General features: G+C 55.0%; 15 protein-coding genes. 7 read left to right on the top strand and 8 right to left on the bottom strand.

The features are described from left to right. Positions 1-127: 127 nt before the first annotated feature. The 6 genes from OB87_RS04745 to OB87_RS04720 form a co-directional block, all read right to left on the bottom strand. On the bottom strand, positions 128-1432 hold the full coding sequence (locus tag OB87_RS04745; protein WP_033568292.1) for a purine-cytosine permease family protein: 1305 nt from the start codon (positions 1430-1432) through the stop codon (positions 128-130). Positions 1433-1657: 225 nt separating this feature from the next. Further along, positions 1658-2680 carry a 5-oxoprolinase subunit C family protein gene (locus OB87_RS04740; RefSeq protein ID WP_050515637.1) on the bottom strand — a complete coding sequence of 341 codons (1023 nt, stop codon included), beginning with the start codon at positions 2678-2680 and terminating at the stop codon, positions 1658-1660. Continuing rightward, positions 2670-3551 (bottom strand): 5-oxoprolinase subunit B family protein, encoded by an 882-nt coding sequence (locus tag OB87_RS04735; protein ID WP_033568291.1) that lies wholly within the window; start codon positions 3549-3551, stop codon positions 2670-2672. The genes OB87_RS04740 and OB87_RS04735 overlap by 11 nt, the downstream gene beginning before the upstream one ends. 1 nt (position 3552) lies before the next feature. Then, the gene (locus tag OB87_RS04730; protein ID WP_033568290.1) at positions 3553-4938 is read right to left on the bottom strand and encodes an acetyl-CoA carboxylase biotin carboxylase subunit; all 1386 of its coding nucleotides are present in this window, start codon (positions 4936-4938) and stop codon (positions 3553-3555) included. Between the two features lie 116 nt (positions 4939-5054). Further along, a complete protein-coding gene (locus OB87_RS04725) occupies positions 5055-5303 on the bottom strand; it encodes an acetyl-CoA carboxylase (protein ID WP_033568289.1) in 249 nt (82 codons plus the stop codon). Positions 5304-5332: 29 nt separating this feature from the next. Beyond that, positions 5333-6115 (bottom strand): 5-oxoprolinase subunit PxpA, encoded by a 783-nt coding sequence (locus tag OB87_RS04720; protein WP_033568288.1) that lies wholly within the window; start codon positions 6113-6115, stop codon positions 5333-5335. A gap of 127 nt (positions 6116-6242) precedes the next feature. On the opposite strand from OB87_RS04720, the gene OB87_RS04715 reads away from it, so the two are divergent. Further along, positions 6243-7157, top strand: coding sequence for a LysR family transcriptional regulator (locus tag OB87_RS04715; RefSeq protein ID WP_033568287.1), 915 nt, complete (start codon positions 6243-6245; stop codon positions 7155-7157). Here the strand turns inward: OB87_RS04715 and OB87_RS04710 are convergent. Beyond that, complete coding sequence (locus OB87_RS04710; protein WP_033568286.1) at positions 7154-8335, bottom strand: MFS transporter; 1182 nt, start codon at positions 8333-8335, stop codon at positions 7154-7156. The two genes, OB87_RS04715 and OB87_RS04710, sit on opposite strands and share 4 nt — an antisense overlap. Before the next feature lie 97 nt (positions 8336-8432). Between OB87_RS04710 and OB87_RS04705 the strand changes: the two genes are divergently transcribed. Then, positions 8433-8927, top strand: coding sequence for a MarR family winged helix-turn-helix transcriptional regulator (locus OB87_RS04705; protein WP_033568461.1), 495 nt, complete (start codon positions 8433-8435; stop codon positions 8925-8927). A 69-nt stretch (positions 8928-8996) separates the two neighbouring features. Here OB87_RS04705 and ompX read toward each other — a convergent pair whose 3' ends face one another. Beyond that, complete coding sequence (ompX, locus tag OB87_RS04700; RefSeq protein ID WP_033568285.1) at positions 8997-9512, bottom strand: outer membrane protein OmpX; 516 nt, start codon at positions 9510-9512, stop codon at positions 8997-8999. Between the two features lie 371 nt (positions 9513-9883). Here ompX and rhtA point away from each other — a divergent pair, with 371 nt between their 5' ends. The 5 genes from rhtA to glnQ all read left to right on the top strand — a co-directional run bounded on the left by rhtA (position 9884) and on the right by glnQ (position 14288). Next, positions 9884-10765 carry a threonine/homoserine exporter RhtA gene (rhtA, locus tag OB87_RS04695; RefSeq protein WP_033568284.1) on the top strand — a complete coding sequence of 294 codons (882 nt, stop codon included), beginning with the start codon at positions 9884-9886 and terminating at the stop codon, positions 10763-10765. A 297-nt stretch (positions 10766-11062) separates the two neighbouring features. Then, positions 11063-11566: a DNA starvation/stationary phase protection protein Dps gene (gene dps, locus OB87_RS04690; protein WP_033568283.1), complete on the top strand. Its 504-nt coding sequence runs from the start codon at positions 11063-11065 to the stop codon at positions 11564-11566. A 499-nt stretch (positions 11567-12065) separates the two neighbouring features. After that, the gene (gene glnH, locus OB87_RS04685) at positions 12066-12812 is read left to right on the top strand and encodes a glutamine ABC transporter substrate-binding protein GlnH (RefSeq protein ID WP_033568282.1); all 747 of its coding nucleotides are present in this window, start codon (positions 12066-12068) and stop codon (positions 12810-12812) included. Between the two features lie 97 nt (positions 12813-12909). Continuing rightward, positions 12910-13569, top strand: a complete 660-nt coding sequence (gene glnP / locus OB87_RS04680; protein WP_033568281.1) for a glutamine ABC transporter permease GlnP — start codon at positions 12910-12912, stop codon at positions 13567-13569. Further along, positions 13566-14288 (top strand): glutamine ABC transporter ATP-binding protein GlnQ, encoded by a 723-nt coding sequence (gene glnQ / locus OB87_RS04675; RefSeq protein ID WP_033568280.1) that lies wholly within the window; start codon positions 13566-13568, stop codon positions 14286-14288. The genes glnP and glnQ overlap by 4 nt, the downstream gene beginning before the upstream one ends. The last annotated feature ends 34 nt before the right edge of the window (positions 14289-14322 follow it).

The following is a 14322-nucleotide window of genomic DNA, read 5'->3' as shown; positions in this document are numbered from 1 at the left end:
GCAAACCGCAAGGCAACGACAGTGTCTTGCTTTCACCTCTTCATATAGTTCTGCACAGGATTTTTTCAAGGGCTATGGCTAAAAAATATTCACACAGGTGGTACGAGGGCATCCCTGCCCTGCACTTTCAGGCGTTACGCTGCTGCGGCAACAGCCAGTACAACACCAGCGCGACGGCAAAGGTCACCGGCGCGGAAAACGACTGCATGACAGCGCTGCCATGCATCAGCGCCACCCCGGCCACCACGCTCAGCAGCCAGGCACCAAGCCCGGTCGGATTAAACGCACGCACTGTTGCCGCGGTAGACTGTGCACGGTGGGAGACGATATGTGCCAGCGCCACGCCGACCCACGCCACCACAAACACTCCCTGATAGGCCAGCGCCTGCAAAATATACGCAAACACATCCGCCAGCATCAGGACATAGACCGCCGCCCCGACGACACAAGCCCACACAATCTTGCGATAACGCAACCGCAGCAGACGATCAAAAAACACCTGCATGTTGACGGTAGCCAGATAATAGTTGGCGGTATTGATACGTGTCTGGGTTACCCACACGAACAACAGCCCCCAAAAACCCAACAGATTGAGGATATTCACCACTACCGCGGTTTCACTGACGCCATTCTGCCCGGCAAAACTGCTGACCAGGTAGATGCCAACCACCCCGTTCAACAGAAACGTGATCAGATAGAACGGCATACCGAAATTGATACGTGCGTGGTACTGGCTGTCTTCCCGGCGGCCAAACCGGGCGTAATCGAAGGTGTACATCATCAGGATCCACACCCCCATGTAGTAGGTGAAGCAGTTCCACCAGCCGTAGGCAGGCGGCGATGTCGGCCCGAACGACAGCCATTGCGGTTGATAGCCATAATGCTGGATAGACACCGCCACCGTCAGCACCAATCCGAGCAGATAAAACGGCAGCAACACACCGTTGAACTTGTCCAGCCAGTGCTGCACGCTGCCGAAAATCAGCGGCACGCTGTAAAGCACCACCAACAGGGCAGCCCAGTGATAATCCAGCGACGGGAACAGGTGATTAATGGCAAATGCAATCACCGAACCTTCAAACACCGCGTAATAAATGGCGGTGGAGAAAAAGATCAGTGTCGCCAGTGCCGAGCCCGCCTGACCAAACAACTGGCCGGAAAAGGCTGCCACCGACAAGCCGCTACGAATAGCGAAGCGGCTAATGGCGGCGTTGATCAAACCGTAACACACGACGGATAGCACCATACCGATAATGGCATTACGCGCGCCGTAATTCAGCGCCAGCGACGCCCCCACCACAATATAAAAAATTGCGCTGCACACCGCCCACCAGGCCATGGTCAGCGATAGCTTTCCCATGCGCTCCGTCCCGGATACCGTATCGGCAGGCGATGCCGCCGCTGCCCCCTGAACATCAGATACCTCAGCCATCGCAACCCCTCCACAGACCCGTATTGAATAACATGCCACCCGCGTCATGCGGCATGGTGACATGCGTTATGGCCGAACCCACCCGCCGCCGCGACGAAAGCCGCACGGTTAGTCAGGTTGCTCGGTATGTCAGACGAGGTCCCGCCATCGCCGTTCCTGGTGCTGGCGCAGGGAAAAATCGGCGGGACCGTCTGAAATCAGTGTGTTAACGTCAATGTGTTAACGTCAGTGCGTTAACAACTGTGTCAGCCGTTCAAGACGGCGGCGATAGTGTTGCCGGGCGGCCAGCGCCTCTTCCAGCGACACCGGCGTAAACCGAACGCTGTAGTGGGGTTGCAGTTGCCCGATGATGTCCAAATCGCTGCTGATCACCGTCCCCAGCGTCATGTAACCGCCGCCAGACACCGCATCACGCAACAGAATGATCGGCTCCAGGCCACCTGGCACCTGCACCGAGCCGATGGGGTAACAGGCATCGACGATATTGGACGGGTCCGAACCGGCACCAAACGGCGGTGTGCGCGGCTCAAACGCCAGCGGTGCGCCGCCCTTGAGCCGGTAGCCGATACGGTCGGCTTCGGTGCCGACTCGCCAGTCATCAGCAAAAAATTGTTCTACCGCCGCCGGAGTCAGGCGATGAATGTATAGCCCGGTCACCATGCGCAGCGTCACGTTCTTATTCAGCGGCTGGAGGCAGTCAACCGGAACCGTCACATCCGGCGCGGCTTTGCGGTACGGCGTCCCCACTGGCAGCACATCATTGGCGGCCAGTCGGCGCCCCTGATACCCGCCCAACGCGCCGAGCGCATAGGTCGAACGGCTGTCCAGTACCTCCGGCACCGCGATCCCCCCCGCCACCGCCAGGTAGGCGCGGCACCCGGCCGTTGTCGGCGCAAAACGCAGTACCTGACCGGCGCGCACCGCAAATGTAGTATCCAGTGGCATCGCCATACCATCCAGCAACGGCGACATCCGCGCCCCGCACACCGCCACCAACGCATCACCCTCAAACTGCAATTCTGGCCCCAGCAGCGTCATTTCCAGCACCGCAGCCTGCACCGGGTTGCCTACCAGCATATTCGCCAGTTGCAACGAATACTGATCCAGCCCGCCAGAGGGGGGAATACCCAGGTGGTAATAGCCTTCGCGCCCGGTATCCTGTATTGAGGTTGCCAACCCCGGGCGGATGACATGAATCCGTACATTCGATATCCGCTCACCCGATATCTGCGCGCGACTACCCTGCATACAGCACCCCCTGAAGATAGTGTTTATAACCAGCCGGGTCGGCGAGGAACTTATCCAGTTCAAACGTTACCGGGCGAATGCGCAGGCTGAAATCACCGGCTTCTACCGCCTGTACATCCTGCTCATAACGCGCCAGATCGATAGGCTTAAACTGCACGATGTCGCCCGCGCGAAAAAACACCATCGACGATTGCAGGTAATCCAGGCGTTGTTCCGGGTCGTAAATCGGTGCCGGAGTGACACCAAACAACTGGTAACCGCCCGCGCCTCGTACCGAATAAATACAGCCGAAACAGCCGCCGTGCCCCAGCGACAATCTGGGGGTATCGGTACGTGGCCGCAGGTATTTCGGCACCTGAAGCTGCTGCGCCTGCTCTACCATCTGAAACATGAACGGCAACCCCGCCACGAATCCCACCATCGACACAAACCACGGCGTGCCACTGTGCGCCGCAATGAACGCCGCCACGTCCTGATAACCGTTGATGCGCGCGGCATATTCCAGGTCGGTAGCCGTCGGATCCTGATGGCGATCACGAAACCGCATCAGGGTTTCGTGGGTCCAGGGGTCGTTGTACAGCACCGGAATTTCGATGATGCGCGTATCCAGCACCGTCATCGTCTGCGCCTGTTGTTCGGTACGCTGCACCGTCTCCAGCAGCGCCTGGGGCGCGATGACATCGGGGTTAAAGCGCACCTGAAAGGACGCGTTCGCCAGGCAAATATCCAGCACGCCGGGCAGCGCCTGCTGCTCCAGCGCACGGGTCATCGCCAACCCGCGAAAAAACGCGCCCAGCGACATGGCTTGATCAATTTCGGCAAACAGGTGCTCATCGCCGCCAAAGGTGTAACGTATTGCAGGAAACGTCATCTCAGGCCTCCTTCGACAGCAACAATGATTCGGCTTCTCGCGCCTGTAGCCAGCTTTCCAGCGAGGTGGTATCAAAGTGCCCGGCGCGCAGACGGGTATCCGCCAGTAACCATTGATGCAATGACTGTGTGGTGGTAATGCCGCCGATTCGTAACTGATTCAGCGCCTGCTCGGCACGGGCCAGCGTCTGCTGGCGTGTCGGTCCTGATATCACCACTTTGGCGAGCAACGAGTCGTAATACGGCGGGACGCGGTAACCGCTAAACAGATGGCTGTCGATACGAATGCCGGGGCCTTGCGGCCAGCTCAGCGATTCCACCACTCCGGGGCAAGGGAAAAAATTACGCGTTGGATCCTCAGCGTTGATGCGCATCTCACAGGCATGTCCATGCAGACTGATCTCTGCCTGACGCAGGCTAAGCGGTTCGCCACTGGCAATACGCAACATCCATTGCACCAGATCGACACCCGTCACCCGCTCCGTGACCGGATGTTCAACCTGAATACGGGTGTTCATTTCGATGAAATAGAACTGTTCCCGCTCAGTATCAAACAGGTATTCCAGCGTACCGGCGCTGCGGTAGCGCAACTGTTGTGCCAGTTGCAGAGCGCTGTGGCACAAGGCTTCGCGCTGTGTCGGCGTCAACGCGGGCGACGGTGCCTCTTCGAATACTTTCTGGCGGCGACGTTGCAACGAGCACTCCCGCTCATACAGGTGCACCGCCCGTTCACCGTCACCCAGAATTTGCACCTCGATATGCCGGGCGTGGCGAATAAACAACTCCAGGTAGACATCGCCACATCCGAACGCCGCTCTCGCCTCGCTCTGGGCAATCGGAAACTCGCGTTTCAGGTCATCCTCATGATTGACGACCCGGATGCCACGCCCACCGCCGCCCGCAGCCGCTTTGATTAACAGCGGATAGCCAATCTCTGCGGCAGCCTGTAACGCCGCCTCCAATGACGACAACACCCCCGAACCGGGCACAACCGGCACCCCCGCCGCCTGCGCGGTGTGCCGCGCCACGGCCTTGTCGCCCATCATGCGAATGGTTTCCGCCGTCGGGCCGACAAACACCAGCCCAGCCTGTTCTACCGCCTCGGCAAAGGCGGCATTCTCAGACAGAAAGCCGTACCCCGGATGTATCGCATCCGCCCCGCTGTCTCTGGCTGCCTGCAACAACGCCGCCTGATTCAGGTAGCTCTGGTCGGCTCGCGCCGGTCCCAGCAGTACTTTTTCATCCGCCAGACGCACGGGCAGCGAATCGATGTCGGCCTCGCTGCAGGCGGCTACGGTGGCAATCCCCAAACTCCGGGCGGCATGAATAATGCGAACAGCAATTTCCCCGCGGTTGGCGATAAGCAATTTTTTGATCGGCTGATGCATTGTGCGGTTCTCCTGATGACGTAATAACGAGGATATATCCCCGTCATACTTCAAGTTGCAGATGCGTTGGCTTCCTGCAACTCGAATTATTTAAGGTATGCGTTGTAGGGTTACCGTTATTCATCGATTTTTATGATGGCTATTACCTGCCCCGGCTCCAGCGCATCACCGCTATTCACACAGAAAGACACCAATTCGCCAGCCTGCTCCGCATAAATTTCACTGAACTGTTTCATGACCTCGACCAGGCCAATAACCGTATTCGCGCTAACCGGCGTATTCTCTTCAATAAACGCGGGAGCATCCGGTGCAGGCTGACGATAAAAAATACCCGGTAAAGGAGAGCAAACCTCATATGTTTTCATGTGCCTAATTCCTTATAATTATTTATCAATTACCGATTATTAAAACTATTTTGCAAGGGTGAACGCACACGAATATTGGCGTTATCCAATGCTTCGCGCGTCGCTTTAATTAATGCCAGTGCGCCGGGTGTATCACTATGAATACAAATAGAATCAAACTCGACGTGAATCTCTTCGCCATCAACTGTCGTCACTTTACCTTCCATGCAGGCACGCACCACTTTCGCCGCTACCCGTGCGGGGTCCAGCTCGCCAACCCGGCGGGTAAAGACGATAGAACCGCTGACGTCGTATTCCCTGTCACCATAAAACTCACAAATAACAGGATGTTGTAATTTTTTCGCTTCTTGCCAGACCCATGACCCGTGCAGACAAAACAACCGTAACGCCGGGTCTAACCGATGCAGCGTTTCCACAAACAGCTGCGCGGATGGCTGGTCACGTGCCAGATGCATATATAGCGCACCGTGCGGTTTAATGTGCTGCAACGGTAATTGATACAGCCGGGTAAATTCACGTAATGCACCGAGTTGGTACAGAATATCATTCACCACTTCCTGCGGCGGGCTGTGAATATGTCGTCGGCCAAAACCGACCAGATCACGAAATCCAGGATGTGCGCCGACGGCAACACCATAATCACTGGCCCATTCAATAGTTTGCCTCATCGTTGAAGGGTCGCCCGCATGAAACCCGGCAGCAATATTGGCAGAACTTATATAAGACATAATCTGTCGATCAACATCATCGCCTATTTTCCAGGGGCCAAAGTTTTCCCCCATATCGGAATTCAGATCGATTTCATATTTCATAGTTATTTCTTATTTGTGATGGTTTTGTTTAAAAATAATATAGAACCACTATTTTCTCTTCGGAAAGACGTATTTTCAGAATGCTCACTATCTGAAAAACAGAACGCTCATCGACAAGGGGTATGCCATGGTTACATTGCGTCAAATCCGCTACTTCATCGCTACGGCGGAGATGGGCCAAATATCTCAGGCGGCGATTCATCTCAATATTTCGCAGTCGGCGGTCACCACCGCGATTCAGGAGCTGGAAAACCTGCTGGGAAAACCGCTGTTCCTGCGTTCGGTGCACGGTATGACACTGACCGAAAACGGCAGTTACTTCCTCAATCACGCCTACGCCGTGCTGCGCAGCGTGGATGACGCCATGCATATTCCGCTGACCGACAATCGTATCGCCGGTTCGCTTAACATGGCCGCCAGCTATACGGTGATGGGGTATTTTCTGCCGTTTCATTTGCAGCGGCTGTCATACGGCTTTCCTCACGTCACTATTCATCTCAACGAACGCGAGCGGCAGGATATCGAAACGGGATTACTGGATCGTTCTGTAGATTTGTCGCTGGTGCTGACCGCCAACATTACCCACCCGGAAATAACCGCCGAGCCGCTGTTTAATTCGGAGCGACGGCTATGGCTGCCCAGCCGTCACCCGCTGTGCGATAAACCGGAGGTGAGCCTGGCGGATGTCGCCGACGAGCCTTTTATCATGTTGACGGTGGATGAAGCAGATCACAGCGCCATGCGCTATTGGGAATTGAGTGGACATCGCCCGAAGGTGATGCTGCGCACCAGCTCGGTGGAGGCGGTGCGCAGCATGGTAGCGAACGGACTGGGCGTCGCTATTTTGTCCGATCTGGTGTATCGCCCCTGGTCGCTTGAAGGGCGGCGTATCGAAACCCGGTCACTGAAAGACCGGGTGCATCCGATGAGCGTCGGGCTCGCCTGGTCGCGCGATGCCGAGTTTACCCCGGCGATGCAGGCGGTTCGGGAATACTTCCGCAACCTGTTTCTAACGCCACAACTGGCGTTTTCACGCCGTTAGGCCGACGCCGCAACCGGATGACGCGGCCCGAAACGCAACGCCATCAGGATCAGCACCACCACGCCTGCCGCCATGATAAGCCAGGCCTGCCCCAGACCGCTGGTATACTGCCGGATAACCCCCGCCAGCAGCGGCATCAGGCTGGCAATCAGATAACCCCCGCCTTGCACAAACCCCATCAGCGCGCCAGCCTGACGCGGGTCATCCACTTGATCCAGCGCGATAATCAGCGACAGTGGAAACAGCGCACCAATACCCAGTCCCAATGCAATCATGATCGGCAACACCAGCGTCTGCGGTGCCAGTATCAGCCCGGCCATTCCCATCAGCAGCAATAACAAGACCGGCAACAGCAGATAACGCCGGTCCGGGAAGCGGTTGATCAGCAACGAAACCAGCAACCCGGCCACCACTTCGGTTAGCGTCAGCCCGCCCAGTAATAACCCGCTACGGGCGGGACTCCAGCCAAGCTGGGTGTAATACGGCGGCAACCAGGCCAACACCAGGGTATACGCCGCGGTGCCGATGCCGAAAAAGATCATCAGCGCCCAGGCCCGGCTCTGCGACGACGCAGGCGCTGAACCCGAGCGCGACGCGGTATCCGGCATCGGATTCAGCGACACCGTAATCAGCCAGGCCAGCGTCGCCAACGTCGCCAGTCCGCCCCATATCGCCAGCGCGCCATCCCAGTCCATGATGTCGGCCAACGGTGAGATGCTGGCTGCCGCCATCGCAGCCCCCGCCATGATAGCGGTCGTGTACAACCCCATGAGGCGACTGCTTTGTCGAGTGAAGCTGCGTCGCAAAAACGACGGCATCAACGCCTGAATCAGCGCGATGCCGATACCGGCCAGCGCAGCGGTCAGCAATAATCCGGTGGTGCTGGTTAACCAGCAGCGCAGCAGGCAGGCGACCGCAATCCCGACGATACCAATGCCGATACCGCGGTATTCTCCCAGTCGTGCCTGGAGCCAGCCGCCATACAGGGCGCAGATGCCCATCGCGAATACCGGCAGCGTAGTTAGCAGGCCAGCTTGCGTATCCCCCATGCCGGTCGCCGCCTGAATCCGCGACAGCAATGGCCCGACCCCAGCCAGCACCGGCCGGAGATTCAGCCCCAGTAACATGATGGTAATGACAACAAAAAGCAGTGATCCTGCACGAATTGCGTGTGACATAACGCTCCTTATGATCCCCAGAGACTTGAACGACGACAGGTATTGTCCGTAGAATATCTTCATCAAAAGAATCTTAACGTCAAGATAAATTATGCTTATGACAGATCGTGCAGATACCGCTTATGAACAATGGCGACAAGAAAGGCCGGATATTGACCCATTCCCCATGCAGGTCGTGGGCCGACTCCTCGAAACTACCCAACGTCTCGAACGGGACCATCTCAATCCGCTGTTTGCCCGTTTTGGGCTGCGCCCTGGCGAGTTTGACGTGCTGGCGACGTTGCGGCGTAGCGGTGAGCCCTATGCGCTGACGCCCACGCAGTTGTACGAAGCATTGATGATGTCCTCAGGTGGCATGACCAACCGTATCGACAGGCTGGAGCAGGCGCAATGGGTGATGCGTCATAGCAACCCACAAGATCGGCGCGGGACACTGGTGACACTGACGAAACAAGGGCAGGAACTGATGGATACGCTGGTGACGCTGCATATTGACAATGAGCGACAGGCGCTGGCGTCATTGAATGACGATGAACAGCAACAACTCAACCGACTGCTCAAGAAATTACTGGCGGGTTTGCCGCAGCCATAAAAAATCCGCCCTATTGGGCGGATTTTTCAAAACAACGATGTCACGCAGTGCGTGCAACGCATGGCGCGATTAGAAACGGTAGCCTACGCCTACGTTCCAGCTGCCTACGTCAACGCTGCGGATACGGCTCTGCTCGTAACCAACATCAAAGGCGACGTTCTGAACCGGGTTGAACTGCAGACCGGCACCGTATACGAAGCCAGCGTCGCTGGAGCTCGCGTTGGAAGAACCGTCAGTCTCGTGGAAAGTGAACTTGCCTGCGCTCACACCAACCAGGCCATAGATGCTCGCCCAGTCGTTGAAACGGAAGGACGGACCTGCGCTGAAGCCGTAGTACTGTGCTTTGTTGTAAACGCCGTCAGTAGTCTGGCTGTCCTGCAAGTAGGTGAAAGACCCTACTACGCCCAGTTGGCTGTTGTCGAACTCATAACGGTATTTCAGGTTAAAGCCCGGCAGTTTGTTCATTTCGCTCTGAGCGTCGCCCTGAGCATAACCAAGAGATACAGTGCTTTCGCCAGCCACTGCAGTACCTGCGCTTACGGCCAGAACACAAGCCAGAGCGGAAAGACACGCGATTTTTTTCATAATATGCCTCGAAATTATCTTACGAAAGAAGATTTAAGCGAGGCAAATATAACAAAAAATTAGGGCACATACCGCCTGGTTATTATTTTTCAATTAGGCCAAACATGTAACAATTCATTTCATTTTAAATTCATTATATTGATTTTAAAAGGGAAATAAAGTTCACCATGCTATGAAAAAATAAATGCTTTTCTTCGCTTCGATACGGAGTTTTCTTAATTTTTTGATTAATTTTCAAGCTGAATTTATATCAAAAAATATTTTCCTCATGAAGAGTAAATTAAGGTCAACAAGAGTAAACTAACCTGGAATAATTTGTTCATTTATTGCCTACTTTCTTCTGGCTGCACATCGTATTTTAAGGCCTTGCAATGACCTTGATTTCCTCGTTGAAAAACTCTGTATTACTACCGGTATTACTGATCATCATCGCCATGCTTTCCATTCAGACCGGCGCGGCGATGGCCAAAATGGTCTTCCCTGTCATCGGGGCGTCCGGCATGACGGCGCTGCGCCTGGCGATAGGCACATTGATTCTGTTGATCGTATTCAAGCCCTGGCGGCTGCATTTCGGTTCGGATCGGTTGCCGTTGCTGGTCTATGGCATCACACTCGGCGGTATGAATTATCTGTTCTATCTGGCGCTGCGCACCGTACCGTTGGGGATCGTGGTAGCGCTGGAGTTCACCGGGCCGTTGGCAGTCGCTATCCTGGCTTCTCGTCGTCTACTGGACTTCATGTGGATTTTGCTGGCCGCTACCGGGTTGTGGCTCTTGCTGCCGCTCGGGCAACCTATTGATAATGTCGACCTGACTGGTGCCGCCTTTGCCGTTGGTGCCGGTGCCTGCTGGGCGGGCTATATTCTGTTTGGTCAGAAAGCAGGGGCCAGCCACGGTGCCGGTACGGTGGCGATGGGGTCACTGATCGCAGCACTGGTGTATTGCCCGATAGGCTTGCTGTTTTCCGATACTACCACCCTGTTTTCACTCAATATCCTACCGATCGGTATTGCGGTGGCGGTGCTCTCCACCGCCTTACCGTATACGCTGGAGATGCTGGCGTTAACCCGGTTGCCGACACGGACATTCAGTACCCTGATGAGCATGGAGCCTGCTGTGGCAGCCATATCCGGCATTATCTTTCTGAACGAGCATCTGTCATTCACTCAATGGCTGGCGCTGGCGTTTATTATTATTGCGTCGCTGGGCACCACGCTTAGCGCGAAAAAAACCGCCGTATCGGCGTCATCCTGAACCTGAAATACCGTTTTCCCGGCCGCCCTCGGCCGGGAAATATCCTTTCGCATGACAATCCGGTCGCTCGACTTAATTCCAGCCGGACACATTCCGAAAAAAAATCACAACGTGAAATAGCACTAAAAGTGAAATTTTTATTTTCTGTATAAAAAGTCAAAACAACACTTTTGATGCCTGAGTCTATTCCTGTAATAGAGCGAACTGAGCATCTTCCACTCATGTCGATTGTTATAATTCACTGCGTTGATAGCCAGAATCATTATCAGTCATAACGGAAATAGAGAGGATAATACTATGCGTACAGCCAAACTGGTAAAAACAGCCTCCGCTGATCTTATTTTCACCCGTAACGATCTGGACGATAACGTTAAAGCCTCGACCATCGCCCTGCTCAATCAGCTGGTCGTGGACTTCACCGATCTGTCGCTCATCACCAAACAAGCACACTGGAACATGCGTGGGGCGAACTTCATCGCGGTACATGAGATGCTGGATACCTTCCGCACCTCGCTGATTGCCCATCTGGACACCTTCGCCGAGCGTGTAGTGCAGTTAGGCGGCGTAGCAACCGGCACCACTCAGGTCATCCACGAGAAAACCGCGCTGAAGAGCTACCCGCTCACTATCCACAGCGTGCAGGACCATCTGAAAGCCCTGGCAGATCGCTACGCCACTGTGGCGAATACGGTCCGCAAAGCCATCGGTCAGGCGCAAGATGAAGATACCGCAGACATGCTTACCGCTGCCTCCCGCGACCTGGATCAGTACCTGTGGTTCATCGAAGCCAACATCGAATAATTTATCAATGATGACCGGCGGTTCAGCCGCCGGATTTATCCTCCAATATCGCGGCTTCATCCCACTTTTACGCTTTTATCCCTGTGGTTTTTCCTGGTTTTCACCCCGTCACGCAACCTGAAATAATATGCATTATTTTTGCATCACTACGCAAATCGTTCGAATAGTCGGCGCAAAACGTACAAAAAATTAGCGCTTGTTAGCAATATTGACCCCGGAACGTAATCAACGGTTGTGTCCCCTGCACAATTCAGTTATTCATAGCAGCGCATTCCATAGGCGTTTCTAATGGATGCAGCATAATAATTAGCGGGTCTACCCGTCCTGTTTTGGCAACGACTCCCCCTGTTTTCTCCACCGCCCCTGAGTAGCAGTACGGCGGATGACCAGACCGATGCCGGGCCATCAGCCCTACGCCTGCAACCGGGACTGACACAGTAAATCCGTAAGGTGTGGTAAGACAGCGGAATATATAACCAACGAGAGGAAGGACGTTTTGATGAAATCGTTATTTAAAGTTTCACTGGCCGCACTTGCGCTGGCCTTTAGCCTGTCCGGTCAGGCAGCAGAAAAAACACTACTTGTGGCGACCGATACGGCGTTCGTACCGTTTGAATTCAAGCAAGGCGACAAATACGTCGGTTTTGATATCGACCTGTGGGACGCCATCGCCAAACAGCTGAACCTGAATTACACCCTGAAGCCGATGGATTTCAGCGGTATCATCCCGGCACTGCAAACCCGCAACGTGGATCTGGCGCTGGCTGGCATCACCATTACTGAAGAGCGCAAACGCGCAATCGATTTCTCGGACGGCTATTACAACAGCGGCCTGCTGGTGATGGTGCGTGCCGACAATCAGGACATCAAAGGCGAGCAGGATCTGGCAGGCAAAGTGGTGGCGGTGAAGAGCGGCACCGGTTCTGTCGATTACGCCAAAGCCAACATCAAAACCAAAGAACTGCGCCAGTTCCCAAACATCGACAACGCTTATCTGGAACTGGGCACCAACCGTGCTGACGCGGTGCTGCATGACACGCCGAACATCCTGTACTTCATCAAAACGGCTGGCAACGGCAAGTTCAAAACCGTCGGTGAGTCGATCAAAGCACAGCAATACGGCGTTGCTTTCCCGAAAGGCAGCGACGAGCTGCGTAATAAGGTAAACGGTGCGCTGAAAACCCTGCGCGACAACGGCACTTACGCCACCATCTACAAAAAATGGTTCGGTACTGACCCGAAATAACAGGTGCTACCTGACAGGTTGAATAGCCTTTGCGGTGCCCTCGGTAATACCGGGCGGCACCTGGCTATTATGGCGTTATCATTGCTGGAGAATGTTCATGCAGTTTGACTGGAGTGTCATTTGGCCGTCTATCCCTCAGTTGCTGGAAGGGGCCCAAATGACTCTGCTGATTTCCGTGCTGGGGCTATTGGGCGGCCTGGTTATTGGCGTCGTGGCGGGCTTTGCCCGCGTCTATGGCGGATGGTTATCCAATCGCACCGCGTTGGTGTTTATCGAAGTGATCCGTGGCACCCCCATGGTGATACAGATAATGTATATCTACTTCGCCCTTCCCATGATGCTGACATCGGTTCGCATAGACCCGGTTACCGCAGCCATCATCACTATCATGATTAACTCCGGTGCCTACATCGCCGAAATTACGCGTGGTGCGGTGCTGTCTATCCATAAAGGCTTTACCGAAGCCGGTCTGGCGCTCGGGTTATCACACCGCGCCACGTTGCGGCATGTGATTACGCCGCTGGCATTACGTCGTATGTTGCCCCCGTTGGGTAACCAGTGGATCATCAGTATTAAAGACACATCATTGTGTATTGTGATTGGTGTCTCTGAGCTCACGCGTCAGGCACAGGAAATCATTGCGGGCAATTTCCGCGCATTGGAAATACTGACTGCCACAGCGATTATCTATCTGGTAATTACACTGGTTCTTACCATTGGAATGCGCTGGCTGGAAAGAAGACTGAAGATTATATGATTGAATTCAAAAACGTATCGAAACACTACGGTCAGACTCAGGTACTGCACGACATCAACCTGAACATCAATCAGGGTGAAGTGGTGGTGATTATCGGGCCGTCTGGCTCCGGGAAATCCACCCTGTTGCGTTGCATCAACAAGCTGGAAGAGATCAGCAGCGGCGAGCTGGTGGTAGACGGACTGACCGTCAACGACCCGAAAGTGGACGAGCGCCTGATTCGTCAGGAAGCTGGCATGGTGTTCCAGCAGTTCTACCTGTTCCCGCACCTGACCGCGCTGGAAAACGTCGCCTTCGGCCCGATTCGGGTGCGTGGTGCCAGCAAAGCCGACGCGGAGAAACTGGCCCGAGAGCTGTTGGGTAAAGTGGGTCTGGCGGAACGTGCACATCACTACCCGTCCGAACTGTCTGGTGGGCAACAGCAGCGTGTGGCGATCGCCCGTGCACTGGCGGTCAAACCTAAACTGATGCTGTTTGACGAGCCGACCTCGGCGCTGGACCCCGAGCTGCGCCACGAAGTGCTGAACGTGATGAAAGATCTGGCCGAAGAAGGCATGACCATGGTCATCGTGACCCACGAGGTGGGTTTTGCCCAGAAAGTGGCCTCCCGTCTGATCTTCATCGACAAGGGCCGTATTGCCGAAGACGGCCATCCGGATGCGTTGATTTCTAACCCGCCCAGCGATCGTCTGCGCGAGTTTCTGCAACACGTGTCCTGATAGCGCATTAACGGCGGCCCTGTCGGGCTGCCGT

This window comes from Dickeya undicola (assembly GCF_000784735.1).
GTDB lineage: Bacteria > Pseudomonadota > Gammaproteobacteria > Enterobacterales > Enterobacteriaceae > Dickeya > Dickeya undicola.
Note: the sequence above shows the minus strand (reverse complement) of the source record. Positions and strands in the feature narration are given on the sequence as shown.

What these genes read in the sequence shown, in the direction of transcription:
- OB87_RS04745 (WP_033568292.1), bottom strand. Translation starts at nt 1,432, where the DNA reads ATGGCTGAGGTATCTGATGTTCAGGGGGCAGCGGCGGCATCGCCTGCC.
- OB87_RS04740 (WP_050515637.1), bottom strand. Translation starts at nt 2,680, where the DNA reads ATGCAGGGTAGTCGCGCGCAGATATCGGGTGAGCGGATATCGAATGTA.
- OB87_RS04735 (WP_033568291.1), bottom strand. Translation starts at nt 3,551, where the DNA reads ATGACGTTTCCTGCAATACGTTACACCTTTGGCGGCGATGAGCACCTG.
- OB87_RS04730 (WP_033568290.1), bottom strand. Translation starts at nt 4,938, where the DNA reads ATGCATCAGCCGATCAAAAAATTGCTTATCGCCAACCGCGGGGAAATT.
- OB87_RS04725 (WP_033568289.1), bottom strand. Translation starts at nt 5,303, where the DNA reads ATGAAAACATATGAGGTTTGCTCTCCTTTACCGGGTATTTTTTATCGT.
- OB87_RS04720 (WP_033568288.1), bottom strand. Translation starts at nt 6,115, where the DNA reads ATGAAATATGAAATCGATCTGAATTCCGATATGGGGGAAAACTTTGGC.
- OB87_RS04715 (WP_033568287.1), top strand. Translation starts at nt 6,243, where the DNA reads ATGGTTACATTGCGTCAAATCCGCTACTTCATCGCTACGGCGGAGATG.
- OB87_RS04710 (WP_033568286.1), bottom strand. Translation starts at nt 8,335, where the DNA reads ATGTCACACGCAATTCGTGCAGGATCACTGCTTTTTGTTGTCATTACC.
- OB87_RS04705 (WP_033568461.1), top strand. Translation starts at nt 8,433, where the DNA reads ATGACAGATCGTGCAGATACCGCTTATGAACAATGGCGACAAGAAAGG.
- ompX (WP_033568285.1), bottom strand. Translation starts at nt 9,512, where the DNA reads ATGAAAAAAATCGCGTGTCTTTCCGCTCTGGCTTGTGTTCTGGCCGTA.
- rhtA (WP_033568284.1), top strand. Translation starts at nt 9,884, where the DNA reads ATGACCTTGATTTCCTCGTTGAAAAACTCTGTATTACTACCGGTATTA.
- dps (WP_033568283.1), top strand. Translation starts at nt 11,063, where the DNA reads ATGCGTACAGCCAAACTGGTAAAAACAGCCTCCGCTGATCTTATTTTC.
- glnH (WP_033568282.1), top strand. Translation starts at nt 12,066, where the DNA reads ATGAAATCGTTATTTAAAGTTTCACTGGCCGCACTTGCGCTGGCCTTT.
- glnP (WP_033568281.1), top strand. Translation starts at nt 12,910, where the DNA reads ATGCAGTTTGACTGGAGTGTCATTTGGCCGTCTATCCCTCAGTTGCTG.
- glnQ (WP_033568280.1), top strand. Translation starts at nt 13,566, where the DNA reads ATGATTGAATTCAAAAACGTATCGAAACACTACGGTCAGACTCAGGTA.